The sequence below is a fragment of the Pseudomonas sp. NPDC098747 genome, from assembly GCF_044760045.1.
GTDB lineage: Bacteria > Pseudomonadota > Gammaproteobacteria > Pseudomonadales > Pseudomonadaceae > Aquipseudomonas.
This window is the reverse complement of sequence record NZ_JBIWAL010000041.1, coordinates 26269-52299: the sequence shown is the minus strand read 5'-3', so window position 1 is coordinate 52299 and position 26031 is coordinate 26269. Positions and strand designations below refer to the sequence as shown.

At 60.2% G+C, this 26031-nt stretch carries 20 protein-coding genes and 1 pseudogene; 14 read left to right on the top strand and 7 right to left on the bottom strand.

Features of this window, described 5'->3' with window-relative positions; all coding sequences use genetic code 11:
- Positions 1 to 297: 297 nt before the first annotated feature.
- From ACIQVE_RS21715 to ACIQVE_RS21705, 3 genes are read right to left on the bottom strand one after another with little or no spacing between them, the layout of a single operon-like run.
- A complete protein-coding gene (locus ACIQVE_RS21715; protein ID WP_402811956.1) occupies positions 298 to 2202 on the bottom strand; it encodes a response regulator in 1905 nt (634 codons plus the stop codon).
- Positions 2199 to 3131 carry an ABC transporter substrate-binding protein gene (locus ACIQVE_RS21710; protein WP_402811953.1) on the bottom strand — a complete coding sequence of 311 codons (933 nt, stop codon included), beginning with the start codon at positions 3129 to 3131 and terminating at the stop codon, positions 2199 to 2201. The genes ACIQVE_RS21715 and ACIQVE_RS21710 overlap by 4 nt, the downstream gene beginning before the upstream one ends.
- A gap of 1 nt (position 3132) precedes the next feature.
- Positions 3133 to 5256 (bottom strand): TonB-dependent receptor plug domain-containing protein, encoded by a 2124-nt coding sequence (locus tag ACIQVE_RS21705; RefSeq protein WP_402811950.1) that lies wholly within the window; start codon positions 5254 to 5256, stop codon positions 3133 to 3135.
- A gap of 196 nt (positions 5257 to 5452) precedes the next feature.
- Between ACIQVE_RS21705 and ACIQVE_RS21700 the strand changes: the two genes are divergently transcribed.
- From ACIQVE_RS21700 to ACIQVE_RS21680, 5 genes are all read left to right on the top strand, one after another.
- A complete protein-coding gene (locus ACIQVE_RS21700) occupies positions 5453 to 6478 on the top strand; it encodes an NAD(P)H-dependent glycerol-3-phosphate dehydrogenase (RefSeq protein WP_402811947.1) in 1026 nt (341 codons plus the stop codon).
- Between the two features lie 31 nt (positions 6479 to 6509).
- Entirely contained in the window at positions 6510 to 6857 is a 348-nt protein-coding gene (locus ACIQVE_RS21695) for a DUF4389 domain-containing protein (RefSeq protein ID WP_402811945.1), read from the top strand.
- Positions 6854 to 7306: a phosphohistidine phosphatase SixA gene (sixA, locus tag ACIQVE_RS21690; protein WP_402811942.1), complete on the top strand. Its 453-nt coding sequence runs from the start codon at positions 6854 to 6856 to the stop codon at positions 7304 to 7306. The genes ACIQVE_RS21695 and sixA overlap by 4 nt, the downstream gene beginning before the upstream one ends.
- A 205-nt stretch (positions 7307 to 7511) precedes the next feature.
- Positions 7512 to 9167 (top strand): AMP-binding protein, encoded by a 1656-nt coding sequence (locus ACIQVE_RS21685; RefSeq protein WP_402811940.1) that lies wholly within the window; start codon positions 7512 to 7514, stop codon positions 9165 to 9167.
- Between the two features lie 31 nt (positions 9168 to 9198).
- Entirely contained in the window at positions 9199 to 9642 is a 444-nt protein-coding gene (locus ACIQVE_RS21680) for a hotdog fold thioesterase (RefSeq protein ID WP_402811938.1), read from the top strand.
- A 34-nt stretch (positions 9643 to 9676) separates the two neighbouring features.
- Here the strand turns inward: ACIQVE_RS21680 and ACIQVE_RS21675 are convergent, their stop codons facing one another.
- The gene (locus ACIQVE_RS21675) at positions 9677 to 12682 is read right to left on the bottom strand and encodes an RHS repeat-associated core domain-containing protein (protein ID WP_402811935.1); all 3006 of its coding nucleotides are present in this window, start codon (positions 12680 to 12682) and stop codon (positions 9677 to 9679) included.
- A 225-nt stretch (positions 12683 to 12907) separates the two neighbouring features.
- On the opposite strand from ACIQVE_RS21675, the gene ACIQVE_RS21670 reads away from it, so the two are divergent.
- From ACIQVE_RS21670 to ACIQVE_RS21655, 4 genes are all read left to right on the top strand, one after another.
- Complete coding sequence (locus ACIQVE_RS21670) at positions 12908 to 13714, top strand: alpha/beta fold hydrolase (protein WP_402811932.1); 807 nt, start codon at positions 12908 to 12910, stop codon at positions 13712 to 13714.
- Positions 13711 to 14565 (top strand): alpha/beta hydrolase, encoded by an 855-nt coding sequence (locus ACIQVE_RS21665; protein WP_402811930.1) that lies wholly within the window; start codon positions 13711 to 13713, stop codon positions 14563 to 14565. Before ACIQVE_RS21670 ends, ACIQVE_RS21665 begins: the two co-directional genes overlap by 4 nt.
- A gap of 115 nt (positions 14566 to 14680) precedes the next feature.
- Complete coding sequence (locus ACIQVE_RS21660) at positions 14681 to 15487, top strand: DUF4892 domain-containing protein (RefSeq protein ID WP_402811928.1); 807 nt, start codon at positions 14681 to 14683, stop codon at positions 15485 to 15487.
- Positions 15488 to 15555: 68 nt separating this feature from the next.
- On the top strand, positions 15556 to 16596 hold the full coding sequence (locus ACIQVE_RS21655) for an AI-2E family transporter (RefSeq protein ID WP_402811925.1): 1041 nt from the start codon (positions 15556 to 15558) through the stop codon (positions 16594 to 16596).
- 389 nt (positions 16597 to 16985) lie between these two features.
- Here ACIQVE_RS21655 and ACIQVE_RS21650 read toward each other — a convergent pair whose 3' ends face one another.
- Positions 16986 to 18035: an ATP-binding protein gene (locus tag ACIQVE_RS21650; RefSeq protein WP_402811923.1), complete on the bottom strand. Its 1050-nt coding sequence runs from the start codon at positions 18033 to 18035 to the stop codon at positions 16986 to 16988.
- On the bottom strand, positions 18035 to 18796 hold the full coding sequence (locus ACIQVE_RS21645) for a response regulator (protein ID WP_402811921.1): 762 nt from the start codon (positions 18794 to 18796) through the stop codon (positions 18035 to 18037). Before ACIQVE_RS21645 ends, ACIQVE_RS21650 begins: the two co-directional genes overlap by 1 nt.
- A 284-nt stretch (positions 18797 to 19080) precedes the next feature.
- On the opposite strand from ACIQVE_RS21645, the gene pyrF reads away from it, so the two are divergent.
- Positions 19081 to 19779: an orotidine-5'-phosphate decarboxylase gene (pyrF, locus tag ACIQVE_RS21640; protein ID WP_042560469.1), complete on the top strand. Its 699-nt coding sequence runs from the start codon at positions 19081 to 19083 to the stop codon at positions 19777 to 19779.
- Between the two features lie 77 nt (positions 19780 to 19856).
- On the opposite strand, the gene ACIQVE_RS21635 is transcribed toward pyrF, so the two are convergent.
- Complete coding sequence (locus tag ACIQVE_RS21635) at positions 19857 to 20861, bottom strand: NADP-dependent oxidoreductase (RefSeq protein WP_402811918.1); 1005 nt, start codon at positions 20859 to 20861, stop codon at positions 19857 to 19859.
- Between the two features lie 250 nt (positions 20862 to 21111).
- On the opposite strand from ACIQVE_RS21635, the gene ACIQVE_RS21630 reads away from it, so the two are divergent.
- The 4 genes and pseudogenes from ACIQVE_RS21630 to ACIQVE_RS21615 all read left to right on the top strand — a co-directional run bounded on the left by ACIQVE_RS21630 (position 21112) and on the right by ACIQVE_RS21615 (position 25537).
- Positions 21112 to 21873: an SDR family oxidoreductase gene (locus tag ACIQVE_RS21630; RefSeq protein WP_402811915.1), complete on the top strand. Its 762-nt coding sequence runs from the start codon at positions 21112 to 21114 to the stop codon at positions 21871 to 21873.
- Positions 21874 to 22060: 187 nt separating this feature from the next.
- The gene (locus ACIQVE_RS21625; RefSeq protein WP_402811913.1) at positions 22061 to 23461 is read left to right on the top strand and encodes a PLP-dependent aminotransferase family protein; all 1401 of its coding nucleotides are present in this window, start codon (positions 22061 to 22063) and stop codon (positions 23459 to 23461) included.
- 108 nt (positions 23462 to 23569) lie between these two features.
- A pseudogene (locus ACIQVE_RS21620) lies at positions 23570 to 24676 on the top strand (HAMP domain-containing protein); the annotation flags it as partial.
- Positions 24656 to 25537 carry a methyl-accepting chemotaxis protein gene (locus ACIQVE_RS21615; protein ID WP_402811959.1) on the top strand — a complete coding sequence of 294 codons (882 nt, stop codon included), beginning with the start codon at positions 24656 to 24658 and terminating at the stop codon, positions 25535 to 25537. The pseudogene ACIQVE_RS21620 and the gene ACIQVE_RS21615, both read left to right, overlap by 21 nt.
- Positions 25538 to 26031: the final 494 nt, after the last annotated feature.

The window sequence follows — 26031 nt, the reverse complement described above, 5'->3', positions numbered from 1 at the left end:
CGACTGCAGCGCAGCAGGTCTTCCCGAGTAAAGGCGTTTTGGTTGGTCCTGCGAGCTCCTCAATAATCCCATGCGGCAGGTGGGGCAAATCTTCCCGACCGTTCGAAGCATTCATGCCTCGAACCGGCAGCCTACTCATAGACTATTGCGTTGTGGTGAAAGTCACAGCACCAAGGACATGAATGTACACTTGTGCACTGAAATTTTTAATCAAGCCCCTTTTGAGGCTCGTTCGGGTGCCTAAGACTGCCGCACTTTCGCTTTTCATGCCAGTCGCAGATGGTCGAAAAGCCGACACTAAGACACCCAACGCTGCAGAATCTGCTGCAGATCATTACGTTTGAACGGCTTGGCCAGATAATCGTTCATCCCCGCCGACAGGCAGGCCTCCCGGTCGCCCTGCAAGGCATTGGCGGTCAGCGCGATGATTGGCACGGCGCTGCCTGCGGGCAGGCTGCGGATCTGCCGGGTCGCTTCATAGCCATCAATGATCGGCAGACGACAGTCCATCAGAATCACTTCGAAATCACCGCCCCCGGCAATGCGTACCGCCTGCTCGCCATCGCTGGCGACACTGACAGTAAAGCCCAGACTGCGCAGCATCGCTTCAATAACCGTCTGGTTGACCGGGTTGTCTTCGACCAACAACACATTGCGCCCTTCACCCTGGCCGTCAGCATTCAATGCGCGCGGTGCGATCTGTTTTGGCAATGGCTGTTTATAGAGAGCCAGCGGGATTTCGAGGGTGAACACCGACCCCAGACCTTCCTCACTCTGCGCTCTTAATGTGCCACCCATGCGTTCGGCGAGTGTGCGGGCTATCGGCAGGCCCAGACCGGTGCCGCCGTAACGTCGCGAAATCGAGCTGTCGGCCTGCTGGAACGCGTTGAACATCAGCTCCAGGCTCTCGGACGAAATACCGATGCCACTGTCGCGCACCGAGCAGGTGAACCACAGCAATTCATGATCCAGCGACTGCCATTGCGCCTCGATACTGACCCGGCCCTGCTCAGTGAACTTCAAGGCGTTGCCGACCAGGTTGACCAGAATCTGCCGGATCCGCGTCGGATCGCCCTGCACCTGCAAGCCGCGCATGTCTTCGGGAATCCGCAGATTAAGCGCCAAGCCACGCTGCACCGCGCTGTGCTGGAACGACTGGGCGCACGCGACGATCAGTTCGGCGAGGTTGAACGGAATGTGCTCAAGTTCAAGCTCCGAACGTTCGATGCGCGAGAAGTCGAGTATGTCGTTGATGACCTTGAGCAGGTGTTCGGTGGACTCCGAGGCGAGCGCGGCGTACTCGATCTGCTCCTCGGTCATGTCGGTGGTTTCCAGCAATTGCAGCATGCCGAGTACGCCATTCATAGGCGTGCGCAGTTCATGGCTCATCATCGCCAGGAAGTCGGATTTGGCGTTGTTGGCCTTTTCCGCTTCCTCGCGGGTCTGGATCAACTGCGCCATGGCCTGTTTCTGTTCGCTGCTGGCCTGTTCCAGTGCCTGGGCGAGATTGTTGATGTGCTGCGACAGCGCGCCCAGTTCGGTGTCATCGACGATCGGCAGCGGCGTTTTAAAGTCGCCGTCCTGGATGGCCTTGACCGCGTCGCCAATATTGCGAATCGGCTGCGACAGACTGCCGGCCAGACGCCGCGCCAATACGAACGTGAAGAGCAGGGCGAACAGCGCCAGAATCCCGGCCTTGAGCAGGATTTCCTGCTGGCGCTGACTGAAGGCGTCGTTGGACAGACCGACGATCACTCGCCCCAGATAATCCTCGCTGGTCGCGCCATTGCTGGTTTTGGCGTCCTGGAAAAAATCATTGTTCAGGGCAATCCGTTGCAGGCGTACCGGCGCCTGGAATACTTCGACCTGATGCGGACGGCTATGGGCATCCGCCGGTTGTTCGACATACACCAGAATCCGATTGGCGCTGTCCTGTACTTCAAGGAAGCGCACGTTGGGCGTTGCCAGCGTCGCCTTGAGCAGACTTTCCAGCACGTCGTTGTTGCCGGAAATCACCCCGTATTCGGTGGCGGGCGCCAGTTGGTTGGCGATCAGTTGACCGGTGTGGTTCAGCTCCTGGCGCAAATCCTGAATGCGCACGAAGGTGAAGAAACTGATCAACAACAAGGTCAGCAACAGTGCCGGGCCCAGGCTGATCAGCTGAGTGCGGGTGTTGATGTCCCAACGACGACGGAAACTCATGGGCGGCTTTCTCCTTCAGCCAACGCGCTGGCGACAGACGCTTCATTCAGCGGTTCGATACCCAAGGAACGAGCGACCTGGGCATTACTTGAGACCTTGAAGCGTTCGGGATAGAGCGATCGCGGCCAATGGATCGGTGGCTGGTCGAGCAACTGGTCGAGAACGCTCAGCCAATCGTTCTGGTCGCTGTAAGTGCTGGCGAGGCTGCCGGCGCGCACGAACGCGGCGTTCGGCCCGACCAGCGCCATTTGCCGGGAATAGCTGCTGAGCAGCAGATTTTTCGCGGTCCTGGGGTTGTACAGATCCGGATCATCCAGGCCCAGCAGCACGTCACTGTTTTTCAGTACGGCTTGCAGGGGGCGACTGTCCTGGGTGTTCTCCCAGCGCTGGCTGACGATTTGCAGATTCAGCGGCTCGGCAGCCATGAGCAGCTCTTTGAGGAGGAATTCGCTGTGCTCATCGAACAGCACGCCAATCCTTTGGGCCTGAGGCAGGATGCGCCGGATTAATTGCAGTTGTCGGCTCAGCGGCGGATCACTCCAGAGCAAACTCAGGTGCAACGGCTGGGCCGCGCCGAGACGTTGTCGGGCTTGCAGACGACTGATGCGCAACACCAGCGTCGCCGGGCCTTGAGGTTCTTGCAGGCGCCAGTCGAGGCTCGGCAGGTCGAGCAGAATCAGGCGCAGGCTGGACGGCAATTTGCCTGGCGCCGGCAGACTGGACAAGGGCTGGAAACGGACGTTGTCACTGGGACGCAATTCACTCAGCGCCTGGACGAACGCCTGCACGCCGGGGCTTTCTTCTGCACCGGTCAACAGAATGTCGGCGGCCTGCACCGCCACGCCGTGCAGCCACGCGGTCAGAAACAGGCAAAGTCCGGCCAGCCAATGGCCGAGAGTCGGCGACTTCCATGACAGACCGTGGCGCATCCTAGAACTCCAGCTCGGCGCTGACGTACATAACACGGCGTTCGTCGTAATTGTTGTCGACGAAAGTGGTCGGCTCGTGATCGAGGCGCTGCTGCAGCACGCCGGCCAGTTCCAGTTGGGCCTTGCCCAGCGTGATGCGTTTGGCGATCCGCGTGTCGACCCGTTCGAAGCGATAGCCGTTGAGCGCGTTGTCGCCGTAATAGAAGAGGGCGCTGCTCCAGCCGTGGCCCCAATCGCGCAGCCATCCGGCGGAACCGCTGTTGCTCGCGGTTAATTGCTGGTCCAGCGGATTGCTCGACTCGGCGTCGACGTAGGCGTAAGTGAAGCGCAAGCGGTCGACCGTGTTCACGCGCCAGTCGAGTTGGGTTTCGGTGCCGCGAAAGCGCGAGCTGTTGGCGTTGCTGGCGATGTACTGATTGTTGCGCAGCGGTTCGCTGATCATCCCGGTGATTTCGTCGTAGAACAGCTTTACGTCGATTGCCAGGCCGAGTTCGGCGAAGTAGCCGTTGTAGCCCAGTTCTCGCGAGCGCATGTGTTCCTGATCGAGATCGCCGGGGCCGCGCGTCTTGACGAAATAACGCGCCGAAGACTTGCCGTAGGCCGACGGTCTCAGGTTAGTAACCTGATAGCTCCAGTTGACGTTGTTCTCGAACATGTCTGGCGAGCGGACCGCCTCCGAGTACACCGCGCGCAGGCCGTGACGCGGGTTGATCAGGTAATTGATCGCGAAGCGTGGGGTCAGCGAACTGCCGATCAGTTGCGTGTCTTCGAACATCGCACCGCCCTGCAACAGCCAGTGTTCAGTGGCGCGCCACTCCAGTTGGCCGAACGCACGCCACGTGGTGTCGTCCAGCGTACCGTTGAAGTAGGTCTCGGAATCGGCCCGGTCGTAACGATAGTTCATGCCGCTGACCAGGCGCAGGCTGTCGGACAGGCTGAGGGTGTCTTGCAGTTCGAGGTCGTAGCGCGACTCGCGGGCGCTCTGATCGATATCGCCGCACAGGGTCTGGCTGGCGCCGTTGCGCCATTGCTCGAGCACCTGATTGGCCAGGGCCATTTCCTGCGGGGTACCGGGTGCCGCACCGGGACCGGTGAAGCGCGTAATGTTGCGCGCCAAACGCTCGGTGTAATTCGGGTTGAGCTGCCACAGTTGCGTCAGCTCAGGGCTGAACGACACCTCGGCATCACAGGCGCGCCAGGTTTGCTGACGATCCCAATGTTGCGCCGAGCCTTGTATATAAAGGCTGTGTTCGGGATTGATGTCGAGATTCCAGCGCACCGAACCGGCATAGTCCTTGGCCACAACGTCGGAATTGTTGCCGCTGTCGGTAATCCCCGAGAACACCGGGCGGTAGGTGTAAGGCCGCTGATTGCTGCCGTCCTTCGCGTTGACCTGCCAATCGAGGCTCTGGTTTTCATTCAGCGTGTGGCTGACCGCAAGGCTGAAGCGGTTCAAGCGGCGGCTGTCACGGTAATCGGCGCCCGTGCGATCGCTGTCGAAACCGTCATCCTCTTGGCCGGACAGCGACAGGCGTAGATCACCGCCATTCCAGCCGGTGCCCTGGCTGGCATAAAAATCGTTGATGCCGCGCTGGCCACGGGTGATTTTCAGCCGCGTACCGTGGCTGTCTGCCGGGTTGCGCGTGATGATGTTGACCACCGCCATCAGCGCGTTGGCGCCGTAGCTGACAGTGTTCGGGCCACGGAAGACTTCGATGCGTTCGATGTCCTCCATCGCCACCGGAATATCACTCCAGTCCACCGTTGCCAAACCTGCGCGGTACACCGAGCGGCCGTCGATCAACACCTGCATGCGCCGCGCTTCGGAGGCGTTGGTGCCGTGGTAATTGACCGCCGCCTGATTGCCGCTGATGTTGCCGACCATCATCCCCGGGACCAATCGCAGCAGTTCACTGATGTCGCGGGCGCCGCTGGCGTTGATCAGCTCACTGTCGAGTACGGTCATGCTCCCCGGCACTTCCGCCGGCGTCTGTTTTAGCCGAGTGGCTGTCAGTACCTGCGGCAGCGCTTCGCTGTCCATGAACAGGTCGTCCGCCAGCAACACAGGGCTGAACAACAGCGCCAGCAGCAGGGGAGAACGCGGTGGGGGAGGAGCAAAAAACACGACGCGGCCTATCGAGCGAAGAATTGGCGCGCATGTTAACCGAGGACAGTGACTTTTCTAGTCACGTTGCAGGCATTTTCCTAGGTTTTATTGGTCTTCTTCTTACAAGTATCGGTAATTGACGCAGGGGCTGGCCGCGACCGGGTCGCCCCGTATAATGCCGGCATCGCCACTGGTATGGATTAACGGATTGCATATGACTGAGCAGCGCCCGATTGCGGTCCTGGGAGGCGGAAGTTTTGGTACCGCCGTGGCCAACCTTTTGGCCGAGAACGGCCATCAAGTCTTGCAGTGGATGCGTGACCCCGAGCAGGCAGAAGCCATCCGGGTCAATCGCGAAAACCCGCGTTACCTCAAAGGCATCAAAATTCTGCCGGGGGTGACTGCGGTCACCGACTTGCAGGAAACCCTCGACGCCTGCGATTTGTGCTTTGTCGCGCTACCGTCCAGCGCACTGCGCACGGTGCTCGCCGCCCACGCTGAACGTCTGAGCGGCAAAATGCTGGTCAGCCTGACCAAAGGCATCGAAGCCCAGTCCTTCAAACTGATGAGCCAGATCCTCGAAGAGATCGCCCCGCAGGCGCGCATCGGCGTGTTGTCCGGGCCCAATCTTGCACGGGAAATCGCCGAGCACGCGCTGACGGCCACGGTGGTCGCCAGTGAAGACGAAGAGCTGTGCAAACAGGTGCAAGCCGCGCTGCATGGCCGCACATTTCGTGTTTATGCCAGCGCCGACCGTTTTGGTGTCGAACTGGGCGGGGCGTTGAAAAACGTTTACGCGATCATCGCCGGCATGGCAGTGGCCCTGGAAATGGGCGAGAACACCAAGAGCATGCTGATCACCCGCGCATTGGCCGAGATGACTCGCTTTGCGGTGAATCAGGGTGCCAACCCAATGACCTTCCTCGGTCTGGCGGGTGTCGGTGATCTGATCGTGACGTGCTCGTCGCCTAAAAGCCGCAACTACCAGGTCGGCTTCGCCCTCGGCCAAGGCCTGAGCCTTGACGAAGCGGTGTCGCGCCTCGGTGAAGTCGCCGAAGGCGTGAATACCCTCAAGGTGCTGAAGGCCAAGTCCCAGGAAGTCGGCGTGTACATGCCGCTGGTCGCAGGCTTGCACGCGATCCTGTTCGAGGGCCGCACGCTGGAGCAGGTCATCGGTCTGTTGATGCGGGCCGAGCCGAAAACCGACGTCGACTTTATTTCCACCAGTGGTTTCAACTGACTGCTGTTATTCACCGGCAGGGGAGCAAGACATGAACGAACCAAAAACCGAAGCCAAGTACGAATCCATCCTCCTGCGGGTGTTGTGGATGATCGTGTACGTTCTGGTCTGGCAAGTGGCGCAGTTTATTCTCGGCGCGCTGGTGCTGGTGCAATTGATTTATCGTTTGATCTACGGCGCACCAAGTGCCAGCCTGATGAACTTCGGCGATAGCCTGAGCCAGTTTTTGGCGCAGATCGGCCGCTTCGGCAGTTTTCACAGCGACCAGAAACCTTGGCCGTTCGCCGACTGGCCAACGCCGCGTACGCCGGAAGGTGAGGCGCCACACGCCGTGCCGCCAGCAGCGCATCCGGTTCGCGATGAGGAACCCAAGCTATGAAACTCTGGGTATTGCGTCACGGTGAGGCCGTGCCTTATGGCTCGTGCCCTGACTCCGAGCGGGAGCTGACCGATAATGGCCGTGAAGAGGCATTGCGCAGCGCTGCGCAGTTGATCGGGCAACCGATCACGGCGATCTACGCCAGCCCGTATTTGCGCGCGCAGCAGACCGCGCAGATTGTCCGCGAGGCGCTGGGTTTCGAGCCGGAGATCCGTACAGTCGAGTGGCTGACGCCTGAGGTCGATCCGGACAAGGTCACCGATCAGTTGGTTTCGGTGAGCAATGTGCTGTTGGTCAGTCACAACCCGCTGGTGGGCAATTTGCTCAGCTATTTGCAGCATGGCGCCGGGTATCCACCGGAAAGGGTCAGCACCGCTGGTTTGGCCGAACTGGAGAGTGCTGAATTGCTGATCGGCTCGATGACCCTCAATAGCCTCAAGCATCCCTGAGACCGAGTCGCCTTCATCGCTGGCAAGCCAGCTCCCACTGGATCTTTTGTGAATTCAAATTGCAAGATCACTCTGAACCTGTGGGAGCTGGCTTGCCAGCGATGAGGCCTTCAGATCTTATGAAATTATTTGTGTGAATTTTCCAACCAAGCACTTGCTTGGTTGACTACGCTTGCTCCAGACCTAAAAAACAGGAGCGAGTCGCATGTCTGCCGCATTCCGTTTGCCGCTGGACGTGTTTTACGAACGTGAAGCCCGGCATCCGCGCCAGCGCTTCCTTGTGCAGCCCATTGGTGGTGGTCAGGTCGAAACCCTGATCTGGGCCGACGTTGGCCATCAGGCTCGCTGCGCCGCACACTGGCTGCGTGCACGGGAGTTGCCGCAAGGCAGCCACATCGCCCTGATCTCGAAAAACTGCGCGCACTGGATCATTGCCGATCTGGCCATCTGGATGGCCGGGCATGTGTCAGTGCCGCTGTATCCCAACCTGACGGCCGACTCTGTCGCTCAAGTGCTCAATCACTCGCAGAGCGTGCTGGCGTTTATCGGCAAGCTTGATGACTGGCCGAGCATGTCGACAGGCGTGCCGGCGGGATTGCCAACAATCAGCCTGCCGCTGCATCCGCCCGGCGATTTCGATTTCAGCTGGGCCGATTTGCAACACAGCTCGCCGATCCAGGACGATCCGCATCCCGCCGCCGAGCAACTGGCAACCATCATCTATACCTCCGGTACCACCGGCCTGCCCAAAGGCGTGATGCACAGTTTTGCCAATCTCGGGTTCGCCACCAGCCGTGGCACGCAACTGTTCGGGCTCAACGAGAGCGATCGGCTGCTGTCGTACCTGCCGTTGTGTCACGTCGCCGAGCGCATGTTCGTTGAACTGGCCTCGATCTATACCGGGCAAACGGTGTTCTTTGCCGAAAGCCTCGATACCTTCATCACCGATCTGAAGCGAGCGCGGCCGACAGCGATGTTTGGGGTGCCGCGCATCTGGACCAAATTCCAGATGGGCGTCTACAGCAAGATCCCGGCGAAACGTCTGGATTTTCTGCTCGGTCTGCCCTTCATCGGCAAGCGGGTGGGGCACAAGGTGCTGGCGGGTCTGGGGCTGGACGCCTTGCGCGTGGCCCTTTCTGGCGCAGCGCCAGTGCCGCAGACCTTGCTCGCCTGGTATCAGAAACTTGGCCTCGATGTGCTTGAGGTCTACGGCATGACCGAGGGTTGCGGTTACTCGCACATCTGTTTGCCCGGCGAATACAAACAGGGCTGGATCGGCAAACCGTGCCCGGAGGTCGAGGTACGCATCGATGAATCCGGCGAGGTGCAGGTGCGCAGTCAGGCGAACATGCTCGGCTACTTCAAGGAACCGCAGAAAACCGCCGAGACCCTGACCGCAGACGGCTTTCTGCGCACCGGCGACAAGGGTGAACAGGATGCCGAAGGGCGCTTGCGCCTGACCGGGCGACTGAAGGAAATCTTCAAGACCAGCAAAGGCAAATACGTCGCCCCGGCGCCGATAGAAAACCGTTTGGCGGTGCATTCACGGATCGAACAGGTGTGTGTGGTCGGTGATGGTTTGAGTGCACCGTTGGGGTTGTGTGTGCTCTCGACCGTCAATCAGGAGGAGCCGCGTGCGAGTCTGCATTCGAGCCTGGAAAAACTGCTGGAGGAGGTCAACGCCGTGCTCGACAAGCACGAGCGCCTGCGCCGGCTGGTGGTGGTCAAAGACAGTTGGGCGGTGGAAAACGGCTTTCTCACGCCGACCCTGAAAATCAAACGCAATGTCATCGAAGACACCTACGGCGCCCGCTTCGAAGAATGGAGCGCGCGCAGCGAGGCGGTGCTGTGGCAGGATTGAGCGACGACTAAAACAACAAAGGAAGTCTGCGATGAGCGTGTGGCGTACCACTCCCAACATCGAGCAGTTGAACGCGATCCAGAAAAACACCATCGGCGAAGTGCTCGATATCCGCTTCGAAGCGTTTGACGACGAGTCTCTGACCGCGAGCATGGTCATCGATCATCGCACGCATCAGCCTTACGGTTTGCTGCACGGCGGCGCGTCGGTGGTGCTGGCGGAAACCGTCGGCTCGATGGCCAGCTATCTGTGTATCGATGCCAGCAAGTTTTATTGCGTCGGTCTTGAGATCAACGCCAACCATTTGCGCGGCCTGCGCAGTGGCCGGGTGACGGCGGTGGCCAAGCCGATTCATATCGGCCGCACCACCCATGTCTGGGATATCCGCCTGACCGGCGATGAAGGCAAGGCCAGTTGTGTCTCGCGCTTGACCATGGCGGTGGTGCCACTGGGGCAACAACCGCCGGCTCGATGAAGATCATGCGATTGAGACGTCACATGGGTGTCGTCTAAAAGTGCAGATTTGATCGCGAGTATTTGCGTTGGCCGGGCGTCGTTTCGCTGACGATGTAGAACACCTCTGTGGCGGTGGGGTCGTAGGCCGGATTGCTGGACATTGGCACATCATCCAGTGTGATGCCGGTGCCGGCAGTGTTACTTTCCAGATCCCAACCGGTCTCGCCCAGCTCCGCGCTCAAGCCGGGAGTCGCGGTGGTGACGAATGTCGAGCGCAAGTCGCCAATCGTGCTGCTGACCGCTCGACTGACTGCTGCCTGAGTATTGGCGTCCAATGTGTCATAACCCGGTATTTTTGCGACCGCCAGGTCGGCCAGTTGACCCAGTGAGGAAAATAAATGCCGGCTGCTGTACCCGACGGCGGCTTTGGCCGGGTCGAACGTCGGCCCGCCGCCTTTCGAGGGTTTTGTGGGCGTTCCCAGAGCGCCCCTTGCCGCAGAGGCTCCAGCTGCGCCGACGGCCGTTGCCGTGGCGGCGGCCACGGTTGATTGCAAGGCTTTTCCCGCAGGTTCGGCGCCAAACAACAGCGAGCCAGCGTAGCCCACGGCGCCACCCGCAGCACCCACGGCGCCCATGCTGGCGGCCCCGGTGGTGATGTCGGCACGGCCGACGGAGGGATTGCTCGGGCCGGCGTTGGCGAGAGATTGTGAAGACAGTTCGCGAAGCATAGTCCCGAATGCACTGCCGATTTGCGCGACGGCAGCGGTATTGCCTGAGGGGTCGAGAGTGCCAAGCAAAGAGGGGGCTGCCCCCAATGCTGCGCCAAGAACAGCTCCGCCGACTTTAGCTAAAAGCGGTGCCATGCTGCCGGGATCATCGACAGACAAGCGCGACTGTGCCCAGTTAGCGCTGGCGTACCCACTGATCGCTCCGGTGATGCCGCCCGCGATTGCACCGGCAACAGTCACTCCCGCGCTAAGAGGCGAGAGAGCTCCGGTGACGGCATATTGCACACCGGCGGCAAGCAGGGCGCTGGGCAGTTCTCGGGCCGCGGTTGCTCCAGCAGCCTTGACCGTGTCGAAACCGGCGAGACCTTGCAGGTCGACGAATCTGACCGGATTGCCGCGCACCATCGCAAACAGGTTCAGGCCATCGCCAATGCCTGCCGGGTCGGGGCTGAGCCAGCGCATCCACCAGTGGGCGTAATAACGTTGTCCGTAGTAATACAGGCCGGTAGCGTCGCGCTCTTGTTCTGAGTAACGCCGCGTCTTGTAGCTGGCCTGCACTCTGTCCTGGCCGGCCCACCATGAAGTGCCGCCATAAGGGAAATACTCCTCCTCGCTGATCAGTTCGGCGTCTTTGTCCAGCGTCAGCAGGCTGGAGCCCAGATGATTACCCAAGCTGTAGTGAAATTGGTCGGCACCGGGGCCGCCGTGAGTCCAGTGGAGTACCTGCACGGAGCAACGCCCGGCCTGTACGCAGATCACCTCCAACGTTTCTTGCGGTGTCGTGCGGATTTCCAGTCCCGGCAAGTATCGGGTTTCGTGGGTTCGCGTGGTGACGCCGTTGTGGGCCAGGCGAATTTTGCGCTGGCGTTGCCCGGCGGCATCGTAGACGTAGCGTTCAAAATCGTTCGCCGCGTCCTTGCGCACGACCTGATCGACCTGGCGCAGCCGCTGGTCGAGGCTCCAGCTCAGGTCCTGGCCGGCAAGCAGTTGATGCTGTTTGCCGCAGGCATCGAAACCGGCGGCGATTTCACTCTCGTCGGGCAGGCTGCCATCATCCTTTTGTGTCAGGCCCCGATTGCTGTACCTGGAAATCGCCATGCGCTGGGTCCAGCCCTGGCTGGCTGCGCCATGAACCAGCATGATCAAATTGCCGCCAGCATCATAGGTGTATGTCTGTCGGTAATTTTCCAGTTGTCCGGGATCGGAGGGGGAGGTGAATACCGGTTCATGCGGGCCGTTGCGGGTGTTGATTCGCTGGCGACCAGTAGCCTCGATCAACTGATAAAGACTGTTGTAGGTGAACTCGCTGACGGGTTCGATCCTCTGGTTGCGAAAATAATAAGTGCGCTGAGCCGTGTCCTCGATCCGGAGAATATTGCCCACCCGATCGTAGTGGTACAGCAGATGTTGCAGTGGCGGCTGACCGGGCAGGCCCGCGCGGATTTCCAGAAGCCGGCCGTCCCGCGTGTCGTACAGGTTTTCGCTGATCACGCCATTGCCGGCAGTCTGTCGCAGGATCTGATTACCGGCGCCGTACTGAATGTCGTGCAGCAGCGGTGCTGCGTGCGCATCCCCGGCCTGTTGCAGTCGAATACTACTGAGCTGACCTGCGACGTTCAGATCGGAAAACTGCACATTGCCTTTCGCATCTTCCACCAAGAGCGTATTGCCCATGGCGTTGAAGGCTGCGCGCGTTATGGCTCCGCTGCCGGATTCGTGGAGAAGGTCTCTCTCGGCCTCGGCAACCGGCCAGTGCGGCTCATCCAGAGCTTCAAGAAAGTATCGGGTCTGGGAAGCGAAGCCGCCCGTCAGTGCGTACTTTGAAAAAAGTATTGAGCCAGCACTGTCGTCAATACGAACCACTCTGCCACATTGATTGTGCGATGCGAACGGCGCGGCGTTGTCGCCGTACGTGTAAAACGCACTGTTTCTTGCCTGCTCGCCACGAGCCAGCTCGATCCTCTTGACCGGGCGCAACATGAGGTCGTATTCGGTTCGCACCTCAGTCAGCAAGCTGTCCCAGTCGATAACCGTCTCTTTGGCTAGCCCTGGCAATACCAGACGACTGCCCGCATCCACGCTGTCGCTGCGCAGAGCCACACCCGTCAGTCCGTGGATGGTTTGCAGGTTGGGTCGGGCGTCTGGTTCAGTCTTCAACAGTTCGTGCAGGCGGGGATCAAGGCTGACCGTCGGGCGACCTGCGGCATCATAGGTTTGTCGGTAAATCCGCGGTTGCGCCTCGGCGCCGGGGACTTCGCGGCAGTAGGACACCGAGGCGATGTCCAGTCCGCGAGGATCCCACACAGAAACTGTTGGCGTTTTAGCATGCATGGTGGCGCCCCCGAGAACGTTGCGAACTGTCAGCATTAGTCGGCCTTTACCGGACGCTCGTCAACTGTCAGAACTAACAGGTAAGGAGTGTTTTTCGATGATATTTGCGGAATGTTTCCATCGGTGAAACGACGCTGTCATCATTCCTGGCAGTTACGGTCATTGCTGTAGCACCCGGTCTTACGGACAATCAACGCCACGTTTCCCGCTCATGGATATGCCTGCATGTCGCAACCGATCTTTTTCGCCCACGCCAACGGGTTCCCCTCGGGCACCTACGGCAAGCTGTTCGCGGCGCTGGCGCCCGAGTATCGGGTCGCGCATCTGGAACAGCACGCCCATGACCCGCGTTTCCCGGCGGATGACAACTGGTACAACCTTGTCGACGAATTGATCCACCATTTGCAGCAGCAAGACCAGCCCGTGTGGGGCGTCGGCCACTCCTTTGGCGGCGTGCTGCACCTGCATGCGGCGTTGCGTTGCCCTGAGTTGTATCGCGGGGTGGTGATGCTCGATTCGCCGGTGCTGACCCCCACCGACCAATGGGTGATCCGCGCGGCCAAGCGCTTCGGTTTCATCGACCGACTGACCCCGGCTGGCCGCACCCTTGGCCGACGTGAAGAATTTACCGACCTCGCCAGCGCGCGCAGCTATTTTGCCGGCAAGAGCCTGTTTCGCGGGTTCGACCCGGAATGCTTCGATGCCTACCTGCAACATGGCTTGCACAAGGTGGGCGACAAGCTGCGCCTGCGCTTCGACCCGGCCACCGAAATCAGCATTTATCGCGGCGTGCCGCACACCAGTCCCGGTCGCACCCGCCAGTTGCAAGTGCCGCTCGCGGTGGTGCGTGGACACACGAGCCGTGTTGTCATGCGCCATCACACTCGCTTCGTTTCGCGCCTCGCCCAAGGTGAAGCCCTGAGCATGCCCGGGGGGCACATGTTTCCCCTTGAGCGTCCGCAGGACACGGCGCGATTGCTGAAAAATCTGTTTAATCGTTGGGAAAACCGCCAGGACAAGGATTGCGCATGAGCCCGACCTTCGAAGAAGTGCGCCTGAGCCTGCCGCATATCGAACTGGCGGCGCATTTGTTCGGCCCTGAAGACGGTTTGCCAGTCATCGCACTGCATGGCTGGCTCGACAACGCCAACAGCTTTGCCCGTCTCGCGCCGAAGCTCAAAGGCTTGCGCATTATCGCGTTGGACATGGCCGGTCATGGCCATTCCGGGCATCGGCCGAACGGCGCCGGGTATGCGCTGTGGGACTACGCCCATGACGTACTGCAAGTCGCCGAGCAACTGGGCTGGAAGCGCTTCGGCCTGCTCGGGCATTCGATGGGCGCGATTGTATCCATGGTGTTGGCGGGATCGTTGCCGGATCGGATCACTCATCTGGCGTTGATCGATGGCGTGATTCCTCCTACAGACAAAGGCGAAAACGCTGCCGAGCGCATGGGCATGGCCCTGCAAGCGCAACTGGATCTGCGCGAGAAGCGCAAACCGGTCTACAACACCCTCGACCGTGCCATCGAGGCGCGGATGAAAGGCCTGGTCGCGGTCAGTCGTGAGGCCGCCGAGTTGCTGGCGCAGCGCGGCTTGATGCCGGTGCCCGGCGGTTACACCTGGCGCACCGACAATCGCCTGACCCTGCCATCGCCGCTGCGCCTGACTCAGGAGCAGGCCATGGCCTTCGTCCAGCGCATCGGTTGCCCAGCGCAATTGGTGGTCGCGGCGGACGGCATGCTGGCCAAACATCCGGAGCTGCTGGAACGTCTACCCTTTAGCCGGGAACAGCTGACCGGCGGGCACCATTTGCACCTGAACGACGAGGCCGGTGCGGATCTTGTCGCAGACTGTTTCAATCGGTTCTTCGCCATTCCTTGACTTGCACCGGGCAACTGTCGAGGCTGGGCGGGTTGAAATGGGAGACAACCACGATGGATTTCTATACCGCTACGACCCCGACCCGCCAAGCCATGCCGATCCGATGAGCCTGACTATGCGGTCACTCAGTCTGTTGGCGCTGTGCTGTTTCAGTTCCATTTCGTTCGCCGCCGATGTGCCGGGCAGTCAGGATTTGCAGATCGTGCCGCGCCTGGCCGACGCGCAAATCGTCGACTATCGCCCTGCGGCAGAGCAGGAACGGATTTACCCGTTGGGCTCGATCCGCAAGATCAGCGGCCAGTTGCGCTTTGACGGCCAGGTCACTGCCCGTGGCCAGACCACCTCGGTCACCTATGAGTTGCCACCCGAACACGCCGCCACCGAAGCCTTCACCGCTGCCCGCGAGGCCCTGCAAAAGCAGGACGCCGAGTTGCTGTTCTGGTGCCAGGCCCGCGACTGCGGCGAAAGCAGCCTGTGGGCCAATGAGGTGTTCGGCAATGCCAAACTGTACGGTTCCGACGAGCAACAAGCGTACTTGTTGCTGAGGTTGGCGGCGCCGCACGACAACACGCTGGTGGCGCTCTACAGCATCACGCGGGGCAATCGAAAAGCCTATCTACACGTTGAACAGTTCGAAGCGGCTGCGCCGCTGGGCGAGCTGTTGCCGACCTCGGCGACCCTGTTGCGCCAGCTCAAGAGCACGGGCGAGCTGGACTTCCCCAAGCTCGTGAATGAACCGGATGACACCTGGCTGCGCCTGATTTCCCGTGGCTTGAATCTCGATACCACGCAGCGAGTGACAGTGTCCGGGCCGAAAGCCGAGGCCTGGCGCCAGGCGTTGATCAATCAGGGCGTGCGCGCGGCGCGGATGGAAACCGGCAATGTCGATGGCGTTGGTTTGCGCATTGATCTGTTGCGATAAGCTGTATCAGGCGGGCACGCTTAGCGTGTTCGCCTACTCTTTGCCTGACTGACTTTTCGAGACCTTACATGCTCAATAACGATCGACTGCTGGTGCAGATCCTGCTGCTGGTGTTGTTTGGCGCCAGCCTGTGGGTGATGGCGCCGTTCTGGTCGGCGCTGTTCTGGGGCGCAGTACTGGCGTTTGCCAGTTGGCCGCTGATGCGTCTTTTGACCCGGCTGCTCAATGGCCGCGAATCACTCGCGGCGGCGATCCTGACATTGGGCTGGATGTTGCTAGTGGCGGCGCCGCTGGTCTGGCTGGGCTTCAACCTGGCCGATCATGTGCGTGATGCCACGGGGTTCATCAAGGATGTGCAGGTCGATGGCTTGCCGGAGGCGCCGACCTGGCTGGGCAGTGTGCCGCTTGTGGGCGAACGGCTGGTCGGCATTTGGGACAGCATCGATCAGCAGGGCGCGGCGCTGATGGTGTCGATCAAGCCTTATCTGGGGCAGGTCGGTAACTGGTTGCTGGCGCGCAGTGCGCAGATCGGCGGCGGGATTCTCGAGCTGACGCTGAGCATTGTCTTTGTGTTCTTTTTCTACCGTGACGGGCCGCGTCTGGCGGCGTTCGTACACAGTTTGCTGGAGCGCTTGATCGGTGATCGCGCCGGGTACTATATCGAACTGGTTGCCGGGACGGTGCAGCGGGTGGTCAACGGGGTGATCGGTACGGCAGCGGCCCAGGCGGTTCTGGCGTTGATCGGGTTTTTGATTGCCGGGGTACCGGGGGCGTTGGTGTTGGGGATCGTGACGTTTCTGCTGAGTCTGATTCCGATGGGGCCACCGCTGGTGTGGGTGCCGGCCACGGCTTGGCTGGCGTGGAAGGGCGAGTATGGGATGGCGGTGTTTTTGGGGATTTGGGGGGCGTTGATCATCAGTGGCGTGGATAACGTGTTGAAGCCTTATCTGATCAGTCGCGGTGGGAATCTGCCGTTGGTGATTGTGTTGCTTGGGGTGTTTGGCGGGTTGATTGCGTTTGGGTTTATCGGGTTGTTTATCGGGCCTACGCTGTTGGCGGTGGCTTATAGTTTGTTGACGGATTGGAGTAAGAGTCAGGCTCGGGTTTAGGGGCGCTTTGAGGTGTGTATATCCTTTTTTTGTGGTGATGGTTGATTAGGGTTCCGCCCTTACGGCGGGTCACTTTTTCCAGACGCCGAAAAAGTAACCAAAAAGGCTTTACCCTGACGTTCGGCCCGCTCGCTGGGGCTCGGGGTTCCTTCGCTCCGGGACTGATCCGGGCGCATCGCCTGCGGTTTGCTTCGCTGCACCTCCTCTCGATGTGTTCGACTCCGTCGAACGGTCGCTGCGCTCCCACCCCCGGATCAATCCCTCCACTCAGCCTGCCGACGGGCTCTTGAGATCAAGAGCTGCACTCGAGCTAACGCTCATTGTGTTGAGTGGTGGAAGAGCACGGCGGGTCGGTGCTTTGCTTTTCTGTACAGGGAATTGTGGGCTTTTCAGGGCCGTGGCAGGCGAATGATGGCGGTGAGGCCACCCCCCGGCGTTTCTTCCAGGCTCAATTGTCCGCCCAGGCGTTGCGCGGCTTCCCTAGCGATGGTCATGCCTAGCCCGACACCACCGGAATTGCGATTACGCGAACCTTCCAGGCGAAAGAATGGTTCAAACACCGCTTCACGTTGGTCCTCGGCAATCCCCGGCCCATTATCGATCACGCGGATCAACAGTTGCTCGCGCTGATCCTGCAATTCGATTCGCGCCTGCCCGGCGTAACGCAGGGCGTTGTCCATCAGGTTGTTGAGGCAGGAACGCAGCGCCATCGGTTGCACCTGCATCGGTGCGCAATGACCGCTGGCCTGTACGTCTGCGCCTTGATCCTGAGCGTTTTCGCACAATGATTCGACCAGCGCCTGCACGTCCATCAGCTGTAGGGCTTCGCTGGTGCGTTGCTCATGCAGGTAGGTGAGGGTGGCGTCGAGCATGGCGATCATGTCGTTCAAATCCTGACGCATCTGGCTTTGCAGCTTGTCGTCGCTGATGTTTTCCAGGCGCAGTTTCAGCCGTGACAAGGGTGTGCGCAGGTCATGGGACACCGCGCCGAGCATGCGTGCGCGCTGCTGGACTTGTTCGCGAATTCGCCGCTGCATCAGATTGAAAGTGTGCGCCGCTTGCCTAGCCTCGCGTGGGCCTGACTCGTCGAGTGGTGGGCTGTCGAGGTCTTCGCTGAGACGTTCGGCCGCGTCGCTAAGGCGCTGGATCGGCCGACTGAGTAACTTGGCACCGTACCAGGCGGCGATCATCAAGGTGATGAACTGAAAGGTCAGCGGCACCACCGGGCCACCGAACCAAGGGCGCGGTGGGCGGGGCGGGTAGCGGGGATCGTGTGGCGGCTGTTGGCCTTCGCTGCCTTGGGAAAATTCCGGTGGCGGTGGAGGCGGTGGCGGGCCGTACAGGCGAAACCAGGTAAAAGCGAGCAAGTGCGCCAGGACGATCGCCACGAACAGCACGCCAAACAGACGGCCGAATAGCGTGTCGAAGCGCGCCCGCATCAGCCGATGTCCCTGGCGTCGAACAGGTAACCTTCACCGCGCACGGTTTTGATCAACTGCGGGGCTTTCGGATCGTCGCCGAGTTTCTGGCGCAGGCGCGAGACCAGCAAATCGATGCTGCGGTCGAACGCTTCGATCGAGCGACCGCGCGCAGCGTCGAGCAATTGTTCGCGGCTGAGCACCCGGCGCGGGCGTTCGATAAACACCCACAGCAGGCGGAATTCGGCGTTGGACAGCGGCACTACCAGGCCGTTGTCGGCGACCAGTTGGCGCAGGACACTGTTCAGGCGCCAGTTGTCGAAGCGAATGTTTGCGCGCTGCTCAGTGCGATCATCGCGTACGCGGCGCAGAATGGTCTGGATGCGCGCGACTAGTTCACGCGGTTCGAACGGTTTGGCCATGTAGTCGTCGGCGCCGAGTTCCAGGCCGATGATGCGGTCGGTGGGTTCGCAACGCGCGGTGAGCATCAGGATCGGGATGTCTGATTCGGCGCGCAGCCAGCGGCACAGCGACAAGCCGTCTTCGCCGGGCAGCATCAGGTCCAGCACCACCACGTCGAAATGCTCGGCTTGCATGGCCTGACGCATCGCTGTGCCATCGGTGACGCCGCTGGCGTGGATGTTGAAACGCGCGAGGTAGTCGATCATCAATTCGCGGATCGGCACGTCGTCGTCGACGATCAGTGCACGAATGCTCCAGCGCTTGTCGTCTTTTTGCTCATCCGTCACGGTGCTTTGGGTGTTGTGCATGGGGCTGTTCATCTGCCAGTAGGCCGCCAACCACAAAGATGGGCTGCGAGGTGGTGGTTTCAGCATAGGCGTCCGGCGGTGAGGCGGGAAGTGCTGATGTAAGGACGTATTGCGGCTGGCGAGGCTAGCGCGGGCGCGTGTTGGCGGCATGTCGGTTGTGTATCGGAGTCGACACAATAGCAGCGAGCGCTATGCTGATCTCGGTTGGCACGACGATTTACCGATCATCGGGTGCCGCGCCGCCGCCGGTTCCGCTACAATGCGCGCCGATTTCGACCTGCCTGAGAGCCCTTCAAATGTCCGTCTGCCAGACTCCTATCATCGTCGCCCTGGATTTCCCTACCCGTGACGCCGCACTGAAGCTGGCCGACCAGTTAGACCCGAAACTGTGCCGGGTCAAAGTGGGCAAGGAACTGTTCACCAGTTGCGCTGCTGAAATTGTCGGCACCCTGCGTGACAAGGGTTTTGAAGTATTCCTTGATCTGAAATTCCACGATATTCCCAACACCACTGCGATGGCCGTGAAAGCGGCTGCCGAGATGGGCGTCTGGATGGTCAACGTTCATTGCTCCGGCGGTATGCGCATGATGGCGGCCTGCCGTGAAGTGCTGGACAAGCGTAGCGGCCCGCAACCGTTGCTGATCGGCGTAACCGTGCTGACCAGCATGGAACGCGAAGACCTGGCGGGTATTGGTCTGGATATCGAGCCGCAAGAGCAGGTTCTGCGTCTGGCAGCACTGGCCGAGAAAGCCGGGATGGATGGTCTGGTGTGCTCGGCACTGGAAGCTCAGGCCCTGAAAACGGCACATCCGTCGCTGCAACTGGTGACCCCGGGAATTCGCCCGGCGGGTAGCGCGCAGGACGATCAACGACGTATTCTGACCCCGCGTCAGGCGCTGGATGCAGGCTCCGATTACCTGGTGATTGGTCGTCCGATCAGCCAGGCGGCTGACCCGGCGCAGGCGTTGGCCTCCGTCGTCGCCGAAATCGCCTAACAAGCCAACGCAGTTCCAAATGTGGCAGCTAGCCTGCTAGCTCCCACATTTGTTTTGTGGTGTTGCCAGGTTTTCGGTTAAACCTTCAACACCAACTTGCCGAAATTCTCCCCGCTGAACAATTTCATCAGCGTCTCCGGGAAGGTTTCGAGGCCTTCGACAATATCTTCCTTGCTCTTGAGTTCGCCCTTGGCCATCCAGCCGGCCATTTCCTGCGCCGCGCTCGCGTACTGCGCCGCATAGTCCATCACTACAAAACCTTCCATCCGCGCACGGTTGACCAGCAGCGAAAGATAATTGGCTGGGCCTTTGACCGCTTCCTTGTTGTTGTATTGGCTGATGGCACCGCAAATCACCACGCGTGCCTTAAGGTTCAGACGGCTCAGCACCGCATCGAGGATGTCACCGCCGACGTTGTCGAAATATACGTCCACGCCTTTTGGGCATTCACGTTTAAGCCCTGCAACCACGTCTTCGCTCTTGTAGTCGATGGCGCCATCAAAACCCAATTCATCAATAAGGAATTTGCACTTGTCGGCACCGCCGGCAATGCCGACCACGCGGCAGCCTTTGATCTTGGCGATCTGTCCGGCAATGCTGCCCACTGCACCCGCTGCGCCGGAAAGCACCACGGTGTCGCCGGCCTTCGGCGCGCCGACATCGAGCAACGCGAAGTAGGCCGTCATGCCGGTCATGCCCAGCGCAGACAAATAAACCGGCAGCGGCGCCAGTTTTGGATCGACTTTGTAGAAACCTCTGGGCTCGCCGAGGAAATAATCCTGCACGCCAATGGCGCCGTTGACGTAGTCCCCGACTGCAAACCCTGGATTGTTCGATGCGACGACTTTGCCTACGCCCAAGGCGCGCATGACTTCGCCGAGACCGACCGGCGGGATATAGGACTTGCCTTCGTTCATCCAGCCGCGCATGGCCGGGTCGAGGGACAGGTATTCGTTCTTGACCAGAATCTGGCCCGCCGCAGGTTCCCCGACCGGTACTTCCTGATAGGTGAAGGTCTCGCGGTTGGCGGCACCCACCGGGCGTTTGGCGAGCAGGAACTGGCGATTGGTCTGGGAAGTCATGACAGGCACTCAAGTTGAATGAAGCCTTGTTGATAGACCTTCACGGGAGATGCCGCAAGGTTGGCTGATACGGCGAATGCAATCCGATCCAATGCAGTGATAGTCATAGGCATAGATTTATCACTGCGACGCATGGGCGCATAAACAGCCTTCTGATAGTGCTGACGTCCGGTAAAGCCTTGTCGCTATGCTGCAATTTGCGCTGCATGTCTAAACAGCCCCCTGCATCTATCCGTTCGAGGACATAACAATGAGCATGACGTTTTCCGGTCAGGTTGCCGTAGTCACCGGAGCCGCCAACGGCATCGGTCGCGCAACGGCCCAGGCATTCGCCGCCGAAGGTCTGAAAGTGGTGGTGGCCGATCTGGATGCGGCCGGAGGGGAAGGCACTGTCGCGCTGATTCGTACAGCCGGCGGCGAAGCGACCTTCGTGCGTTGCAACGTTACCGTCGAAAGCGAAGTGAAAAATCTGATGGACGAGGTCATCAACACCTACGGCCGTCTCGACTATGCCTTCAACAATGCCGGGATCGAAATCGAGAAGGGCAAACTGGCCGACGGCTCGATGGATGAGTTCGACGCGATCATGGGCGTCAACGTCAAAGGCGTCTGGCTGTGCATGAAATATCAGTTGCCGCTGTTGCAGGCCCAGGGTGGCGGGGCGATCGTCAACACCGCCTCGGTGGCAGGTCTTGGGGCGGCGCCGAAGATGAGCATTTATGCGGCGTCGAAACACGCGGTGATCGGTCTGACCAAGTCGGCCGCCATCGAGTACGCGAAGAAGAAAATCCGCGTAAACGCTGTGTGTCCGGCGGTGATCGACACCGACATGTTCCGCCGTGCCTACGAGGCCGATCCGAAGAAAGGCGAGTTCGCCAACGCCATGCATCCGGTGGGGCGCATCGGCAAGGTCGAGGAAATCGCCAGTGCGGTGTTGTACCTGTGCAGCGACGGTGCGGCGTTCACCACCGGTCATTCGTTGGCGGTGGATGGTGGCGTTACCGCGTTCTGAAGCACATCGCTGAAAAAACCCGCATTCGTGCGGGTTTTTTTATGCCCCTGCGTTGAGTTCACTTAAACCACTAAACAATGTGTATCAAATGATTAGAACAGTCGCTTTTGACGGCGTTGTCGCACAGCCTGTGCGGTGTGGCTGTGATTAACTGCCGCCAGCAAAACGGACAGGAGTTTGCTTGCTCATGGAATTGAGAATTGACCGACAGGCAATGGTGCCCGTCGTACAGCAGATTGTTGACGGGCTGACTGAGTGGATCCTGCAAAGTGGGGTACCGCCAGCCACCCGTTTGCCCTCGATTCGGCAAATCGCCCGGGGTAATCTGCTCAGCCAGTCGTGTGTCGTCGAGGCGTGCGAGCGGTTGGTTTCGCAGGGCGTTCTGACCACGCGTCAGGGAGCGGGGTTTATCGTGGCAGCGTCGCCGTCGATGGCGAGCGCAGAGGATGAGCCGCTGCCCTTCGAGGGCCGGCTTGCCTGGTGTGATGCGGTGTGTGGGGCGGCGAGTGGTCTGAAGCTTGGCGGCGGTGGTTTGCCGCAGAGCTGGCGCGAACCTGACGACCTTAGCTATGCGCTGCGAGAGGTGGCGCGTACCGACATGGCCAGCCTGTTCAACTACAGCACGCCGCTGGGCCTTGCTGCATTGCGCGAGCAGATCGCCAAACGCCTCAGACTCTTCGGTATCGAGGCTCGCGGCACGCAGTTGCTGAGCACCTGTGGCGCCAGTCACGCGCTGGATCTGATCGTTAGAACCTTGTTCAAGGCCGGCGACTGTGTGGTGGTCGAAACACCCGGTTATGCGCCGCTGTTCGACCTGTTGCGGCTGCACGGCGTAAGGATGCTCGAAGTGCACCGCACACCCAGCGGGCCGGATACCGTCGCGCTCGAGGCGCTGCTGCGGCAGTTTCAGCCCAGTGCATTGTTCATCAACAGCCATCACCACAACCCCACTGGCAGTTGCCTGACACCGGCGGTGGCCCAGCGCATCGTGCAATTGAGCAAGACCTACGATTTGCGCTTGATCGAAGACGATGTCTACGCCGACCTGCACACGGGTAACGGTACACGTCTGGCCGCGCTGGACGATGAAGGGCGGGTGATTTATGTGGGCAGTTTTTCCAAGACACTCAGCAGCTCGTTGCGGGTCGGATTTGTTCTCGCCGACAGCGAGGTTGTTGCGCGGCTGGCTCAGGTCAAGATGATCAGTGGTCTGGGAGCCTCAAGGTTTTCCGAGGCGGTGCTGGCCAACCTGATGGCAACCGGTGCTTACCGCAAACTGGTACAGCGCCAGCGGCAGCGTTTGAATGCCGATCGCGCCGCGGCGTTGCAGGCACTGGAAGACGCTGATTGGGAAGTGTTTGGCAAGCCGACTGGCGGCTTGTTCATCTGGGCTCGTGCGCGGGTGGCGGATCAGGCGCGAGTGCGCGCCCAGGCTCAGCGCTGCGGTGTTTTACTGTCCGCCCCGAACGCCTTCAGTCCCAGTGGCGAGGGCGGCGACTGGCATCGCATCAACGTGGCTTACGCCTGCGATCCACGGGCTCGACAGTTTTTTCGCAATACCGGTTCGGATCGACCTCAAGTGTTCTGAAAACGACGCAGACGTAGCTTTTTGCCATTATTGCGACGCCAGAGACTTGTGCTCGTTCATGGCCATTGCGACTCTTCGTCAACTGACTTTGGCAGGGGACTACGCGCAATGATTTCGGCCGTGCAAGGACGTTTTGCCAACCTCGGTATGGCGAAAAAACTGGGTATCGGGTTTGTGCTGGTGTTGCTGCTGACCGCACTGGTGGCGGCGATTGGCGTCTGGTCCCTGCAAACCATCAGTCACCGCTTCGATGGACTGAAACAGATGTCCTCTCTCAATAGCGGCCTGCTCAAGGTGCGGCTGCTTGAGCAGGAGTACGCCCTACGCGGTAATCCGAAAACGGCCGACGCCTTGCGCGAGGGCGTGGATGGCTTGATTGCCCTGGCCAACGAGCTTAAGGCGCAGTCGCTGGTCAACGTCCCGGTAATGACGGATGTCGAGCAGTCGCTGGGCGCCTATCGCAAGGCGTTCGATGAGTTCGTCTCGTTAACCCAGGCCAAGGATCTGGCGCTGGAGATGGCCAGTTGGTCGGTTTCAAGCGTGGCCAACAACCTCGACGTATTACAGGCCGGGCTGGCGGATGACGGGGCATATACCCTGAAGAACACCGAGGGCAAGGACGGTGGGCAGTTCATCGAGCAGGCCAATCAGGTCAGCCAGGTGTCGAGGTTGATGTTGCAAGCGATGAATGAGGCGCGGGTTCGTCTGGACCAAAGTCGCAAGGGCGATGCCGACAGTGCCGGCAAGGGCAATATCGAACAGGCCGCGCAAGCCCAGAGTCAGGCCGAAGCGCTGAAGTCCATGGTCAAGGACGACGGGTATCTGACGGTGCTCAATGAAGTCTCCGGGCACATCGCCGGTTTCAACGATAAGTTGGCCGAGTACACCGGATTGCTCGCACAGGAAAAGACTGTCTACGAGCAATTGCATCAGCGCGCAGCACAAGTGATGGAGCGGGTGGATCAGGCTTACGTTGCCGAAGACGCCGCCATGCAGGCCGAGCTGAAAAAGAACTCGCTGTTGATCGTGGGTTCTTCGGCACTGGCGTTGTTGGTCGGGTTGATTGCGGCGTGGCTGATTACCCGGTTGATCGTCGCGCCGTTGCGCAGTGTGATCAATGTCGCGCAGCGCATTGCTGCCGGTGATTTAAGTGCGACCGTGGAAGTCACCCGCCGTGACGAGATTGGCCAACTGATGTTGGCGATGCAGCAGATGGGCGCGGGGTTGAGCACGATTGTCAGTGGGTTGCAGGCAGGCATTGAACAATTGGCCAGTTCCGCGCAGTCGCTGTCGGCAGTGACCGAGCAGACCAATCTTGAGGTCAGCAGTCAGAAGGAAGAAACCGAACAGGTGGCCACGGCCATGAACCAGATGACCGCCACCGTCCACGATGTCGCGCGCAACGCTGAAGAGGCGGCGTTGGCGGCGCAGACGGCGGACGATAAGGTCGAGAGTGGTCAACAGGTGGTGCGCCAGAGCATGGCGCGAATCGAGCAGTTGGCTGATTCGGCGAATTCGGCCAGCTCCAGCATCGAGAGTCTCAGTGCCGAAATCCAGAATATCGGCACGGTACTGGGTGTGATCAAAAGCGTCGCCGAGCAAACCAATCTGTTGGCGTTGAATGCGGCGATCGAGGCGGCGCGAGCCGGGGAGCAGGGCAGGGGCTTTGCTGTGGTGGCCGATGAGGTGCGCGCATTGGCGCGGCGTACGCAGCAATCCACCGAAGAGATCGAGCGGCTGGTCAGTGCATTGCGCTCTGCGGCGCATTCGTCGGTGCAGCAGATTCAGAGCAGCGGCGAGTTGGTGAAGTTGGCGGTGAGTGATGCGTTGCAGACTGAGAGTGCGTTGGGGAGTATTGCGGCGGCGGTTTCGCTGATTCAGCAGATGAATCAGCAGATTGCGGCGGCGGCGGAGGAGCAGAGTTCGGTGGCGGAGGAGATCAATCGCAGTGTGACGAGTATCCGCGCGAGTGCGGATCAGTCGTCGATTGCGATGCGTGGGAATGCGGCTTCGAGTATTGAGCTGGCGCAGTTGGGGAGTGAGTTGCGGGGGATGGTTGGGCATTTTCGGCTTTGACGCTTTTGACTTGGCGGCCTCTGGGCCGACCAGGTTTTGGGTTGTTTTGGGTGAATATCCGTTTTTTTGTGATGGCGGCTTAGGGTTCCGTCCTTACGGCGGGTCACCTTTTCCAGACGCCGAAAAGGTAACCCAAAAGGCTTTGCCCCGGCGTTCGGCCCGCTCGCTGGGGCTCGGGGTTCCTTCGCTCCGGGATCCATCCGGGTGCATCGCCTCCGGTTTGCTTCGCTGCACCTCCTCTCGATGTGTTCGACTTCGTCGAACGGCGCTTCGCGCCTGCCCCCCGGATGAATCCCTCCGCTCAGCCTGCCGACGGGGCAGGTGAATCAAGATCAAGAGCTGCAGCCGAGCTAACGCTCATCCTGTTGAGTGGTGAAAAGCGAAGGGCGGGGTTTGCTTTTCTGTGGTGGTGGGTGGGTCTCGTGGGTGAGTATTGGTTCTGATTTTTTGTTCGGCGCGTTGGTTCAGGTTGGCGTATTTCTTTGAAGCAACTC